This window comes from Sphingopyxis sp. J-6, from assembly GCF_046603995.1.
In the GTDB taxonomy this organism is placed as follows: Bacteria; Pseudomonadota; Alphaproteobacteria; order Sphingomonadales; family Sphingomonadaceae; genus Sphingopyxis.
The window spans coordinates 2,085,177-2,098,604 of the sequence record NZ_CP145810.1 but is presented as its reverse complement, the minus strand read 5'-3'; the positions used below and the strand labels follow the sequence as shown (position 1 = coordinate 2,098,604).

Genomic DNA, 13,428 nt, shown 5'->3' with positions numbered 1-13,428 from the left:
GGCCCCGGCTTTCGCCGGGGAACATAGAAAGAGATAACGACAATGGATTTCACCTACACCGAAACGCAGGACATGATCCGCGACACGCTGTCGCGCTTCCTTGCCGACACCTATGATTTCGAGACGCGTCAGAAGTTCATCGCGACCGACAGCGGGCGCGATCCGGCGATCTGGACCGCGCTGGCGCAGGAACTCGGCATGCTCGGTGCCGCCTTTGCGGAGGAGCATGGCGGGCTTGGCGGCGGCGCGCTGGAAAATGCGATCGTCATGGAGGAACTGGGCAAGGTGCTCGGCATCGAACCCTATCTGCCGACCGTGGTCATCGCCGGCGGCGCGCTGAAGGCGGTCGGCGGCGCACAGGCCGAGGCGATGATCCCGGAGATCATCGCGGGCAATGCGATTGTCGCTTTCGCTTATGCCGAGCCGCAGGGCCGCTACGACCTTGCCAATCTCAAGACAGCGGCGAAGAAGGACGGCGCCGGCTATGTGCTGAACGGCCATAAGAGCGTCGTCTATGCCGCGCTGTGGGCGAGCCACCTGCTCGTCACCGCACGCACCGGCGGCGGGCAGCGTGACCCTGACGGCGTATCGCTGTTCCTGATCGACGCGAAGCTGCCGGGCATCGTCCGCCGCGACTATCCGACCGTCGACGGCAGCCGCGCGTCGGAAATCTATTTCGAGAATGTCGCGATCCCCGGCGATGCGCTGCTCGGTGCCGAGGGAGCCGGTCTGCCCCTGATCGAACAGATCGTCGACGAGGCGACCGTCGCGGTGTGCGCCGAGGCGACCGGCGTGATGCAGAAGCTGCACGAAGGCACATTGGAATATACGCAGCAGCGCAAGCAGTTCGGCGTGCCGATCGCGAAGTTCCAGGTGCTGCAGCACCGCATGGTCGACATGTTCATGGAAGTCGAACAGGCGCGCTCGATGACGATCATGGGGACGCTGAAGCTGGACCTGCCCGCGAACGAGCGCATGGCGGCGGTGTCGGCGTGCAAGGCGAAGGTCGCGCGCGGCGCGAATTTCGTCGGCCAGAACGCGATCCAGACGCACGGCGGCATCGGCATCACGCAGGAACTGGCGATCGGCCATTATTTCAAGCGCGCGACGATGATCGAAGGGCAGTTCGGCAGCGCCGATCATCATTTGGGTCGGTACGAACGGATCGTGCTGGCGGACTGATTAGGGCGGCGACCGGTAGAGGACACCAGCTAAATAACCGTCGCCCCCGCGCAGGCGGGGGCCGCTATAGGCCTAGCGCGAGGTTGCCAGCGGCCCCCGCCTGCGCGGGGGCGACGAATATGGAACCGCTCCCCACCCCATAGCCGCCATCAATAAGCGATATCGATCGCCAGCCGCAGCGTGCGCGGGCGCAGCGGCGTGAGGAAGCCGGCGCTGCCTTCGACAAAAGGCGTACCGAGCGCGAAACGGTTGCCGCGGGCATCGAACAGGTTGGTCAGCGTCAGCGACAATCCGCGCCGTTCGTCGCCGATCCGCGCGGCAAGGCCGGTATCGAGATATTTGCCTTGGCCTTCGCCGAGGATCGGGCCGATCCCGAGGCGCGACGGACCGACATAATTGGCCCAGCCGTTGAGCCGGAAATCTTCGTCGCCCATCGGCGCCGCATAGTTGAAAGAGCCGCGCACGGCGTAGCGGGCGACGTTCGGGATCTGCCCCAGCCGGGCGAGCAGCGTCGCTTGCGGGATCGTCACGCCGACCTGCCCATCCATGGCGGCCGCGCGCATCGCAATGGCGCGCAGTTCGGCGTCGAACAGTTCGGAAACGCGGCTGTGGTTATAAACGGCGCCCAGCTCGAACGACAGCGCCGGCGTCGGCCGCACCGCGAAGGCGCCGGTGATGCTGGTGATCCGCCCGTCACCGATATTCGCGGTGGTGGGGAAGCCGTTGGCGTCGATGAAATCGGCCTGGATATCGCGCCAGCGGCTGCGCGAGACCGCGATGCTGGCGTCGAAGGGCGTCCGTCCCTTTTCGCCGAAGCGCACGCCCGCTTCCCACGTCCGTACCTGATCATTGCGGAAGCGGCGGACGAACTGGCTGTCGACCGCCAGCCCGCCGGGACGGAAACCTTCCTGATAACGGACATAGAGGGTGACATTGGCGAACGGCGATGCGAGCAACGACGCCGATGGCAGGAGGTCGGTTTCGTTCCGGTGCGCAGTGACTTCGCGCCCGGCATAGGCGACGTCGAACGGCACATCCTCGCCGCTGCCGCCGAGCCTTGCGTGGGACAGCCGCAGGCCGCCCGAGGCAATGACGTGCGGCACGACCTCGACCGTCGCCTCGGCATAGCCCGTGAATTCGGTGATGCGGTTGGTGACGCCGGTCAGCGGGGTCAGGGTGAACGCATCGCCGACCTCGCGGTTCTGGCGGGTGCGGTTGTCGAGGAAGCTGGCGCCGACGACCCAGCCGAAGCCATTGTGGAAGGGGCGCGACAGGCGCGTTTCGCTGACGAACATGCGCGTGTCATTATGCTGGTCGAGAATGCGCGGCGGATTGTCCGGGGCGGTTGCGTCGAAGCGTTCGAACAGGCGGTGATTGACGTAGGCGTTCGACGAGCGGAAATGCAGCCCGTCCCAGTCCTTCATCACGACGAGGGTGCCGAGGCCGTAGCGTGCCTTGGCATTCTGCTCGACCATCGAGTTGCGGATCAGCGGCGGTGCATCGCGATCGGCATATTGCGCATCTTCGGAGATGATCGATTGATAGACGCCGCCGAGGTCGACGGTCCAGTCGTCGCCGAGATCGAGCCGCAGCGTGCCGCGTCCGCCATAGACGTTGACGCGGTTGACGTCATTCTGGCCGCGCAGCGGATTGTCGATGTAGCCGCCGTCGCTAAGCATATAGCCGACGAGGCGCAGCGCATGCCCGTTGTCGCCCAAGGGCACGTTGGCGATGGCGCCAAGGTCGCCGCCCGGGTCGCCGTGCTGGGTCAGCGAGACGCCCGCGATCGCCTGCACCGTCTGACGGTCGGAATTGGGCGGGGTAGGGACGACGCGGATGATGCCGCCGAGCGAGCCCGCGCCGTAGAGCGTACCCTGCGGTCCTTCGAGGATTTCGACATTCTGGATGTCGTAGAGGCGAAGGTCGGGATCGGGCGCATTATAGCTGAGGCGGATATCGCCGAGATACTGGCCGACCGTCGCCTGCGTCGGGCCGGTGAAGCTCGAATCGGCGATGCCGCGGATGAACAGCTTGTTTCGCCCCGAACCGAGATGGGTCGAGGATACGGTGGCCATACGCGACAGGATCGAATCCATTCCGCGCTCGCCGCCGAACGCCAAATCGTCGCCATCGAGAACGGTGGCGACGCCCGCATAATTTGCGTAGGGAATGTCGGTTTTCGAGGCGGTGACGATGATCTCGTCGTCGGGCCCGGCGACGAGATTGTCGGGCGCCCGCGCCCTCGGTGGCGGCGGGGCACGCGGCGGCGACGTGGCGCGGCGCGCGACCTTCGGCGGTGGGGGGCGGCGCTCGATCCGCCAACTCGTCGCGCTCACCCGGACGATGCGCGCGTCCGAACCGGCGAGCATCCGCTTGATCGCCTTTTCGACGCTCATCCGCCCGCGCACGGGTTTGACCGTGGATTGCCAGAGCTTGGCATCGGCGACGCTGATGCTGACCCCGGCCTGCCGGCTGAGGATCGGCAGCGAGCCCGAAAGACTGCCGCTCGGCACATCGAATGCGCGCTCCTCGGCCGCACGCGCCTGCGCCGGGACGCTTGCCAGTGCGGCTGCAATCAGAAGGGGCAGGGCGCGCGTCATCTTCAGCGGGTCAAGGTCCACCCGTCGCCCTGCCGCGACGCTTTCGTTCCCGATAGCGCGGCGAGGTCGGCGACGGTACGGGCGCGATTTTTGTCGACGATCAGGGCGCCGCGGAACGACACGTCGGCGGCCTCGGGCGCGACCGAAATGTCGAGACCGGCGGTACGTTTCAGGTCTTCAGCGACGATGGCGAGCGGCGTGCCATTGTAGACGAGCAGGCCGGTGCGCCAGCCGCCGACGCTGCCGACATCGACATCGCGAATCGCAGGCGGCGACTTGTCGTCGTCGTGCGCTTCGATCGCCTTGCCCGCGTTCATGCGAACATTGTCCTTGCCGGGATTGTAGACGACGATCCCTTCGGAGACCGCGACCGAGGTGGCGCGATTTCGCCGCACGACGTTGAAGGCCGTGCCGAGGTCGACGATCTTCGACGCGCCCGCCTCGACGACGAACGGGTCGCCGTCGCGGTGGACGACATGGAACATCGCCTCACCCGAGGCGAGCCGGGCAAAGCGCGGGCGCTCCTTGTCGAGTTCGACCACCGAGGCGCCATTGATCTCGATCCGCGAGCCGTCGGCGAGAGCGATTGTGCGATGTTCGCCCGCCGCAGTTTCGATCCGGTTCGCGTCACCGAACAGGCCGAGGCTCGACAGGCTGACGGCGCCGACGAGTGCGGCGGCGATCGCGCCGCCGAACCAGGCGCGGCGCGACGGACGGCGCGGGGCGTCGTGCGGGATGATGACGACCCCCGGCTTGGCCGGCTCGGGCGCACTTTTCGGCAGGGCGTCGAGGTCGAGGTCGAGGCTCGCCATCGCGTCATAGACCGCCGAATGCCCGGGGTCTTCGGCGAGCCAGTCGGCAAAGACGTCCCAGTCGGCGAACGCGGGATCGCGCTGACGGATCAGCCAGTCGATAGCGCGCGTTTCGGCGAGGGTGCGGGGGTCAGCCGGCATCGAACTGCCTCCGGAGATCGGCCAGCATGGCGTAGACCTTGCGCAAATCGGCTTCGACGGTGCTGAGGCTGACGCCCATTTCGCCGGCGATGTCGCGCTGGCTGATCCCGTCGATCCGGAACCGGCGGAAAATAGCGGCCGGACGTTCACCGGTCGCCGCGATCGCCTGTTCGACGAGCAGAAGCTGTTCGCGCGAGATGAGCAGTGCTTCGGCGGAGGGCTTCGGCATCGCAGCGCTTTCACCCCATGCCTTGTCGCGAAGCTCGCTGCGCTGTGCCGAGCGATAGCGGTCGAGCATCAGATTGTTCGCGGCGCGCATCACATAGGAGAGCGGGTCGGAAATCGGTCCCGTACTGCGGTCGGTGAGGCGCATCCACAGGTCCTGGAACAGGTCCTCGGCGGCGTCGCCGGCGCCGCGAACCATCAGGAAACGGACGATCCGATCCCGGTTGGCGAGCAATACGCCTTCGATGCCTTGTCCGGCGTCGGTTCGTTCAGTCGCCTCTGTCATCGATCGCTTTGTCTGGAATGCCGTTTGTCGCTGTTCGGCGCCGCGCACCCGCGCGCCGCCCGGCCCCCTGATGATCCCGTCATATAACGCCATCGCCCAGCCGTGCAACCGCGGCGCACGCCGGGGCGCACCCGCCGGTGGCGGGAGGCTGGACGGGAAGGGGGCGGCATATGCGAACATCGGTTTCTTCATTCTGCTGGTGCCGTAGCAAGGGGGAAGCGGGAGTGGGAGGGTGCTTCCCCCTTGCGGCAAGGTCGGCCCCGGGGGGCTGTTAGAGACCGACCCGCAAGCTGGCGCGGACAGACCAGCCCATATGGCTCTGCTGTTCTTCCGCGGAGAACTCGCCCCCGACCTGGAACGCCGAGTTGCCGGCGATGCCGCGCAGGCGGCCCACCCAGCCGCTGGTGCGGTCGTCGGGGACGAGAGTGAAGGGGGTGCCGTCCTTGAACGACGCGGTGGTCGCGCCGAGCGAACCCCCGACGATCTGACGGCGGCCGCCCTCGATTTCGAAGCGCGTCCAGCCGTCATATTCGTCGCGGCCGCCGAAGTCGAAGCCGACGGCGACGGTGCCCGACACGGCCAGTTCGTCGCTGTCGCGGCCGAGGACCTTGAGGTCGAGCGAGTCGCCGCCGCCGGTTTCCTGATAGCCCTTCTCGGTCAGCTTGTAATAATCGACCGCGACGACCGGGCGGATCGAGAAGCCGCCGTTCGTGACCGCGTCATAGGCGACCGAACCCGAGGCGGACCAAAGCGTGCCGTCCCACTTGCCGCGGATCGTCTTTTCGATGTCCTCGGCCCCGGCTTCGGCGCGGAAAATGCGCGTGCCCTTCATTTTGATCGGCGCCCCCGAAATGCGGGCATTCGCCATCAGGTGGTCCGAGCGCAGGCGCCAGTGCAGCGCGCCTTCGAACTGGCTGGTGCTGACTTCATTGTCGTTGCTGCCGTTGCCGTCCTTGCCCTTGAGGTAAGCGATCGACGCGCCGAAGTTGCCGACATCGCTCTCGATCTCCGCACCCATCGAAATGCCCCAGCCGCTGACATCGTAGCTCGAGGTGTTACCGAGGCTCTTCGAGGTGCCCCAGACAGCCTGGTTGACCCAATATCCCCATTTGCCTTCGTCCTGGAACGGTGCGTTCGGGTCCTGCAGGTAGCGCGACAGCGCGCGCGAGCCCGAGGTGACGGTTTCGAAGACGCCGCCTTCATGTTCGGGAAGCATCTGCTGCAACTGGTTGCGGAACTGGCCGCCGTCGACGATGTCGAGGAACACATCCTCGATGTCTTCGTCGCCGCCGAGTGCGTCGATCACCGCGTTGAACGCGCTCGCTTCGGAACGATTGAGGCCAAGCTCGGTCGTGCTCTTGCGCGAGACGTCGACGATGAGCTGCGTCGCGTTCGAGGTCAGCGTGCCCTTGTAGAGGAACGGCAGCAACGTCTGCGACGTCGTCAGATTGCTGGCGCCGGTCAGCGAGCCTGCGGTCAGGACGATATGCTCGCCCTCGGCATTCTCGATGCTCGACAGTTTGAGCGCCAGCGTCGATTCGGCGCCGAAGCTGGCGTTGCCGGTAACCTGCAACGCGGTGCCGGTGCTGCCAGTGTCGAGCGTCACGCCCAGCACACCCTTGTCGGTGATCGACAGCGACGAGATGGTCGCCGCGCCGACGACGTCGAACGCGCCGCCGCTGACGCTGACCGCCAGCCCGCCCGAATTTTGCAGGCGACCCGAGAAGATCGAGGTGCCGCCGATGCTCAGCGTGTCGGCGCCGCCGCCGAAATCGGCGGTACCGCTGAATTTCGAGGTCCCGGCGAGCGTCATGGCGTCGGCGCCGCTGCCGAAGCGGGCGGTGCCGTCATAGGTCCCGTCGCCCGACAATGCGAGGCGGTTGGTGCCTGCCCCGAAGAAGGTGTCGCCCTTGACCGAGCCATCGGCGATGTCGAACACATCGTTGCCGCCGCCGAAGCGCACGTCGCCGACGATGCTCGGCGCGGTGACGCCCGATGCGACCGCGGTCTGCTTGACCGTCGCGCCGCCGGTATTCGCCGACAGGTCGATCGCGATATTCCGGCCCGACGCTGCCGCCGCGCCGCTGGCGCTGATCGCGCCGCTGTTCTCGACCGTATCGACGTTGCCCGACAGATCGACGATGGCGCGCGCGGTGCCGTTGTCGCCGCCGGTCTTCGCCGCGATCGTGCCGCTGTTGCGGATCAGGGCGACATCGCTGCCCGCTTCGACGAGGATGCCGGTCGCGATCGCATTGGCGCTGTTGCCGCCGCTCGTCGCCTCGACCTTGCCGGCGACGCGGATTTCGGGGGTAGTCGAGCCGCTGCCCATGCGGATGCCGGTTGCCGCAACATCCTTTGAATTCGCTGTGACGGTGCCGCCGATGCCGATGCCGCCGGCGATGGTGACGTTGCCGCCCATGCCGCCGATCTGGATCGCATTGCCTGCCTTGCCCGCGTACAGCCCGTTGCCCTGCACCGAACCGTCGATGATCAGGCCGAAACCGGTGCCGGTGCCATTGACCGCGCCGATGGTGACGTCGCGGTTCGCGGCGCCGATGCGCAGCGCCGGCGCCGAGCCGAACGAACTGACCGCCGCCGAGCCTTCCTTTGCGTCCTCGATACCGTCCTTGTCCTCGTCCTTGTCGTCCTTGTTATTGTCCTTTGGCGGTACGGCGAGGACGATGCCGCCCGTCACATCGCCTTCGATCGACAGCGCCGGGCCGCCGATCAGCAGGTCGTCGGCGTCGAGCTTCGACGGGTCCGCGGGAGCGGTCGTGGTGCGATAGCCGGTTGCGACGACGGTGCCCTGGACGACGAGCGCGCCGGTGATGTCGCCGGAAAGCCGTGCCGCGACGGCGTCGAGCCCCTGCGCGCTGATCGTGCCCGCGAGGCGGACGTTGCCGGTGACGTCCTGAAGTCCGACGCCGAGCGCACGGTCGCCGAGGACCGAGATGGTGCCGTCGTTGGTGAAATTGCCGGTCAGCGGGCCGCCGAGGCGGATACCCGCCGAATCATTGCCCTCGATCGTGATCGTGCCCGAATTGACGATATTGCCGGTGAAGGCGCCGCCGGTCGCGATGCCGACGCGATTGCTGCCGACCGCAAAGGGGCCGTCGATGTCGCCGTCCTTGTCGATGTCGGTCGGCGCATAGCTTTCGTCGATGATGATCTTGCCCGACGCGCTATTGGTGATCGAACCGACGGTGCCGGCATTGGCGAAGATGCCCCGCGCATTGTCCGAATTGGTGATCTGGATCGTGCCTTCGTTCACCACCTTGTGATTGCTGTCGATCGTCACCGCGGTGCCGCTGGTCGGCTTCACCGATCCGGCCGAGGTAATCTTCATATCGTCGGGGGTGCCCGACTTGACCGTCGAGGTGCGGACGGGTGCGGTGGTCGCGGTGGTGATGGTGGTTTCGGCGAGGGCGGGGGTGGCCGACACCGCCGCCAGGCAGGTGGACGCTAGCAGGATCTTGCGCATTGGGTTCCTCTTGTGATCGCGATCGGGATGTCCTCCCGGGACAATCACAAGACGGAGGCGGTTCGCCCTAGCCTTGGAAAAATCTTTGGCGGGTGCATCGACGCCGGTGTTCGGGCGCAAGAAACGGGGTGTCCTGACGCCATTCGCGGGCAAAGACCAGCGCGAAACTCGCAGGAAGGCGCGGATTTGCCGATGATTATGACGATGACCGACAAGCAAAGCATCGAGGGTCGCGCCGCGGCGCTGGACGTGGAGGCGCTGGCAAGCGACCTTGGCGAGAAGGGCTGGCATATCGTGCCGCGCCTGCTGACGCCCGAAAGCTGCACCGCCCTGCGCAGCGCCTATGATAGGGACGACCTCTATCGCAGCACGGTGGTCATGCAGCGGCACGGCTTCGGACGTGGCGCCTATCGCTATTATCGGTACCCGCTGCCCGATATCGTCGGGGCGATCCGTACTGCGCTTTATCCGCCGCTGGCCGGGATCGCGAACCGCTGGGCGGACGCGCTGGGTCAGGGGCCGCATTTTCCCGAGGAGCACGCCGCCTTTATCGATATCTGCCAGGCCGCCGGGCAGCGACGGCCGACCCCGCTGCTGCTCCGCTATGCAGCGGGCGATTACAACTGCCTGCATCAGGACCTGTATGGCGCGGTGCATTTCCCGTTCCAGATCGCGATCCTCTTGTCGCAGCCTGGTACCGAGTTCGACGGCGGGGAATTCGTCCTGACCGAACAACGCCCGCGCATGCAGTCACGCGCGCATGTCGTGCCGTTGCGGCAGGGCGATGCGGTGATCTTTGCGGTCAACGAGGCGCTGCGCGCGGGAACGCGCGGATATTATCGCGTCAAGCTACGCCATGGCGTCAGCGAAGTCCGCGACGGGGAGCGGTATACGCTGGGGATGATCCTTCATGATGCGAGCTGAAAGCGCGTGGCGGACAGGGTGGGATTCGAACCCACGGTGAGCTTGCACCCACGGCGGTTTTCAAGACCGCTGCCTTAAACCACTCGGCCACCTGTCCGCACGGCGGGTTACCGCCCTTCATTCCAAGCTGCGGCCCGCGAAACCGTTATGGCGTGGGGCACCTGCCGGGACACCTCCTTGGCAGCGACTTGCTCCTCGGCGGTGAAATATGGCCGATACTCTGCTGCCTGCCGGATTGTCGAGAGTCCTATTTCGCTTGGCAGTCGATAAATGTTGCCGCCGCCCGCGAGGCGCCGCGTGGGGCGCTCGCTGCTCGTTGATTGCTTCCCGGCGCTTGGATGGTCGATCTAATGTCCTGTGATCTGGAGCCGTTCGACCGCAAGATCGGCCCGATCGACGCCCCAGTCCGTCAAGCCGGCGGGCCAGTTGCCGCCGGTGATCAGCGATTCCGTCGCGGTGGCCATCGCGGGGGCGGTTTGCAGGCCATATCCGCCCTGACCGGCCAGCCAGAAAAATCCCTCCGCATCGGGCGCGAAGCCGGCGACCGGAATGCGGTCGCGCGTGAAGGTACGCAGTCCTGCCCAACTGTGACTGATCCGCCGGACCGCAAGCGAGGTATAATGTTCGGTCTTCGCCGCGGCGAGGGCGATGTCATATTCCTCCGGCTGGGCGTCGGTCGGCTCGCTCGGCACTTCGTCGACGGGACAGGCGAGCAGACGACCCGATTCGGGTAGCATGTAGAAATCATCGACCGCGGTCTTGGTGAAGGGCCAGTCGCCGATCTGCTGATCCGGCGGGGCGTCGAAGGCGATGATCGTCCGGCGCAATGGCTGAAGGCCGAGCGGAGCGATGCCCGCGAGGCGCGCGATCTCGTCGCACCAGGCGCCCGCCGCATTGACGAGCATCGGTGCCGAGAAGCGATCGCCGGCCGCGGTGGTCGCGACCCAGTTCGTTCCTTCACGCGCGACCGCGACGATGCGGGCACCCGGGATCGACTGACCGCCTGCTCGCTTGATCGCGGCGCGATAATCCTGCTGCAGCATTTCGCTGTCGAGGCGGCGGGCAGTGCGATCGAGCACCGCGGCGACGATCCCGTCGCCGCCGCAGCGGAGTACCGGCACGATGTCGCGCGCGGCGTCAGCGTCGAGCCTTTCGAGCCCGTCGCTATAGGGCCGCATTTCCGCCTCAAGCGCGTCGAGCCCCGCGAGCATCTCCGGCGGCGCGATGAACAGCGCGGCGGAAGGGCGCGACAGCGCGGTGCCATTTGCGCTGGGGGTTTCGAAATGCGCGCGGCTGAATGCGGTCATGCCGCGCACCACCGATTTGCCGATGCCGAAATGATAATAGGTCGCGCTGCGGCCGCTCGAATGATAGCCGAAGCCACTCTCTGCTTCGAGCAGCACGGTCCGTCCATGCGGGGCAAGCCGCGCGGCTGCCGATACGCCAGCGATGCCGCCGCCCACGATCAGAAAATCGGCTGTCTGCAATTCCCGTTCCTCTCCGGCAATCTTCGGTACAGCGTCTCGCTGTTCCGGCGAGCGGCAATTCGAATGACGCCGATGCTTCTTATAACCTCGATCCGCACGCCGAAAGGGCCGGAACCGTTCGAGCACGCGGCAAGCGAACCGGGTTATCGGTCCGGCGCACGAATGACTCGGCTTGTCTTGGCGCGGGGTGGTCAAGGCGCTCGCATCTGTGCAAGACATTGCCTATGGGTGGGGACGTCATGCACGCTAGCAGTTTCAGAATCGGACGTGTTTTCAAGCTGGCAGCCACGATGCTGTCGGCCTGGGCGCTCACCGCATCGGCGCCGCTCCACGCACAGGGGAGCGATGCCGGATTTACCACCTATGTCCAGTCGCTGTGGCCGAAGGCGCAGGCGCGCGGGGTGTCGCGCGCGACCTTCGACCGGGTGACCGCGGGGCTGGTCTATAATCCCCGTGTCGTGGCGCTCGATCGCGACAACCTTGGCGCACCGCCCAATCCGAACACGCCGATCCCGGCCTTTGCGCCCTATAAGGCGAAGCATGTCGATGCGGCGAGGATCGGCGGCGGGCGCGCGGTTCACGACCGGCTGCTGCCGATGCTGTCGCGGATCGAACAGCGCACCGGCGTACCGACGAGCATCATGATCGCGATTTTCGGGCATGAGACCGCTTACGGCAAGGTGACGGGCAATTTCGACCTGCCCGAGGCGCTGGCGACGCTGGCCTATGAAGGCCGCCGCCGCAGCCTGTTCGAACCCGAATTTATCGCGACGCTGGAAATGGTCGAAAAGGGCGTCCCGCGCAACGTGCTGAAAGGAAGCTGGGCGGGCGCGTTCGGTTATCCGCAATTCCTGCCCTCGGTTTATCTGGCGGTTGCCGAGGACGGTGACGGCGACGGCGTTGCGCGCATCTGGTCGAGCGAGGCCGACGCGATCGAATCGATCGGGGCCTATCTGCGCCGCGCCGGCTGGCGCGCCGGGCAGCCGTGGGGTGTCGCGGTGCGCGTGCCCGCCGGTTTCGACCGCAATCGCTTTGCGACGCGGCTGCAGCCGACGCGCTGCCCGCGCGTTTTCGCGCGTTACAGCCGCTGGCGGAGCATGGCCGAATGGCGCGCCGACGGTTTCCAGACCGCGAGCGGCCGCTGGCCCGACGGGCAGGTGCAGGCGACGTTGCTCGAACCCGATGGCCCCGGCAACACCGCCTATTTGCTGACGGGCAATTATCGTGCGATACTCGACTATAATTGTTCCAACTTTTACGCGCTTTCTGTGGGGTTGCTGGCGGATGAAATCGATCGTTAGGGGCGGGGGCCTGATGGCAGGAGCGGCGTTGCTGCTCAGCGGATGCGGCAATTTGGGTGGAGGCAAGGGCGATAGCAGGCCCACGGCGGGGCCGGTGCCTGCGACGGCCGGGGTCGATGGACCGGCCAAGCTCGGCGAGCCCTTCACGATCGGCAGCACCACCTATACGCCCGCCGATATCGCCGATTATGACGATGTCGGCTATGCGAGCTGGTATGGCGAGGAACTGGCCGGGCGCCCGACCGCCAACGGCGAAGCGTTCGATCCCGCCGCGATCACTGCGGCGCACAAGACGCTGCCGCTGCCGAGTTATGTCGAGGTCACCGCGCTCGATACCGGGCGCACCATCCTCGTGCGCGTCAACGATCGCGGCCCGATGGTGAACGACCGGCTGATCGACCTGTCGCGCGGCGCGGCCGAACAGCTTGGCCTCACCGGCGGCGTCGCCGCCGTCCGCGTCCGCCGCACCAATCCGCCCGCGGCCGAAAGGGCGCAGTTGCGCGCAGGCGGCTCGGTTCCCGACCGGATCGCCACACCCGACTCGCTGCTGACGATCCTGCGCAGCAAGCTCAAGGGCATCCCGGTTCCGGCGGGCGCTTCCGCCAATGTCGCGACGGCGACGCCATCGACGACAACAGCTCCGACGCCGGCGCAGCCTGCAGGCGGCGACCGTTTCATCGTCGAAGGCCCCGGCGCGAAGAAGCCAGCGGCAAAGCCTGCCGCTACACCTGCCACACCCGTCGCCAAGCCCGCTCCGACTCCGTCCGCTGCGGGCGGTAGCCACGCTGTGCAGGTCGCCGCGTTCAGCAGCCAGAGCCGCGCCAACGCCGCCGCGAAGTCGGTCGGCGGCAGCGTCGTCAAGGCGGGCAATCTGTGGCGGGTCCGTATGGGACCGTTCGCCAGCGACGCCGAAGCGCAGGCCGCGCTCGGCAAGGCAAAGGCAAAGGGTTTCCGCGACGCAGTGGTCGTTCGCGACCGGTGACTCGCCG

General features: G+C 66.6%; 9 protein-coding genes and 1 tRNA gene. 4 read left to right on the top strand and 6 right to left on the bottom strand.

The genetic code is table 11. The features are described from left to right. Nucleotides 1-42: 42 nt before the first annotated feature. Nucleotides 43-1,182, top strand: a complete 1,140-nt coding sequence (locus tag V6U71_RS10050; protein WP_411342114.1) for an acyl-CoA dehydrogenase family protein — start codon at nt 43-45, stop codon at nt 1,180-1,182. A gap of 149 nt (nt 1,183-1,331) precedes the next feature. On the opposite strand, the gene V6U71_RS10045 is transcribed toward V6U71_RS10050, so the two are convergent. The 4 genes from V6U71_RS10045 to V6U71_RS10030 form a co-directional block, all read right to left on the bottom strand. Next, nucleotides 1,332-3,803 (bottom strand): TonB-dependent receptor domain-containing protein, encoded by a 2,472-nt coding sequence (locus V6U71_RS10045; RefSeq protein WP_411342113.1) that lies wholly within the window; start codon nt 3,801-3,803, stop codon nt 1,332-1,334. After that, entirely contained in the window at nt 3,785-4,735 is a 951-nt protein-coding gene (locus V6U71_RS10040; protein ID WP_411342112.1) for a FecR family protein, read from the bottom strand. The genes V6U71_RS10045 and V6U71_RS10040 overlap by 19 nt, the downstream gene beginning before the upstream one ends. Beyond that, nucleotides 4,725-5,246 (bottom strand): RNA polymerase sigma factor, encoded by a 522-nt coding sequence (locus tag V6U71_RS10035; RefSeq protein WP_411342111.1) that lies wholly within the window; start codon nt 5,244-5,246, stop codon nt 4,725-4,727. Before V6U71_RS10035 ends, V6U71_RS10040 begins: the two co-directional genes overlap by 11 nt. 271 nt (nt 5,247-5,517) lie before the next feature. Beyond that, nucleotides 5,518-8,727: an autotransporter domain-containing protein gene (locus V6U71_RS10030; RefSeq protein WP_411342110.1), complete on the bottom strand. Its 3,210-nt coding sequence runs from the start codon at nt 8,725-8,727 to the stop codon at nt 5,518-5,520. A gap of 204 nt (nt 8,728-8,931) precedes the next feature. On the opposite strand from V6U71_RS10030, the gene V6U71_RS10025 reads away from it, so the two are divergent. Beyond that, nucleotides 8,932-9,651 (top strand): 2OG-Fe(II) oxygenase, encoded by a 720-nt coding sequence (locus tag V6U71_RS10025; protein ID WP_411342337.1) that lies wholly within the window; start codon nt 8,932-8,934, stop codon nt 9,649-9,651. Nucleotides 9,652-9,658: 7 nt separating this feature from the next. Here V6U71_RS10025 and V6U71_RS10020 read toward each other — a convergent pair. After that, nucleotides 9,659-9,748: transfer RNA gene (locus V6U71_RS10020), tRNA-Ser, on the bottom strand. 250 nt (nt 9,749-9,998) lie between these two features. Continuing rightward, nucleotides 9,999-11,138, bottom strand: coding sequence for an NAD(P)/FAD-dependent oxidoreductase (locus tag V6U71_RS10015; protein WP_411342109.1), 1,140 nt, complete (start codon nt 11,136-11,138; stop codon nt 9,999-10,001). Between the two features lie 290 nt (nt 11,139-11,428). Between V6U71_RS10015 and V6U71_RS10010 the strand changes: the two genes are divergently transcribed. After that, entirely contained in the window at nt 11,429-12,439 is a 1,011-nt protein-coding gene (locus tag V6U71_RS10010) for a lytic murein transglycosylase (protein ID WP_411342108.1), read from the top strand. A 13-nt stretch (nt 12,440-12,452) separates the two neighbouring features. Beyond that, nucleotides 12,453-13,421 (top strand): septal ring lytic transglycosylase RlpA family protein, encoded by a 969-nt coding sequence (locus V6U71_RS10005; protein WP_411342107.1) that lies wholly within the window; start codon nt 12,453-12,455, stop codon nt 13,419-13,421. Nucleotides 13,422-13,428 lie beyond the last annotated feature (7 nt).

Coding starts and splice junctions, on each gene's coding strand:
- V6U71_RS10050 (WP_411342114.1), top strand. CDS start 43: ATGGATTTCACCTACACCGAAACGCAGGACATGATCCGCGACACGCTG.
- V6U71_RS10040 (WP_411342112.1), bottom strand. CDS start 4,735: ATGCCGGCTGACCCCCGCACCCTCGCCGAAACGCGCGCTATCGACTGG.
- V6U71_RS10035 (WP_411342111.1), bottom strand. CDS start 5,246: ATGACAGAGGCGACTGAACGAACCGACGCCGGACAAGGCATCGAAGGC.
- V6U71_RS10030 (WP_411342110.1), bottom strand. CDS start 8,727: ATGCGCAAGATCCTGCTAGCGTCCACCTGCCTGGCGGCGGTGTCGGCC.
- V6U71_RS10025 (WP_411342337.1), top strand. CDS start 8,932: ATGACCGACAAGCAAAGCATCGAGGGTCGCGCCGCGGCGCTGGACGTG.
- V6U71_RS10010 (WP_411342108.1), top strand. CDS start 11,429: ATGCTGTCGGCCTGGGCGCTCACCGCATCGGCGCCGCTCCACGCACAG.
- V6U71_RS10005 (WP_411342107.1), top strand. CDS start 12,453: ATGGCAGGAGCGGCGTTGCTGCTCAGCGGATGCGGCAATTTGGGTGGA.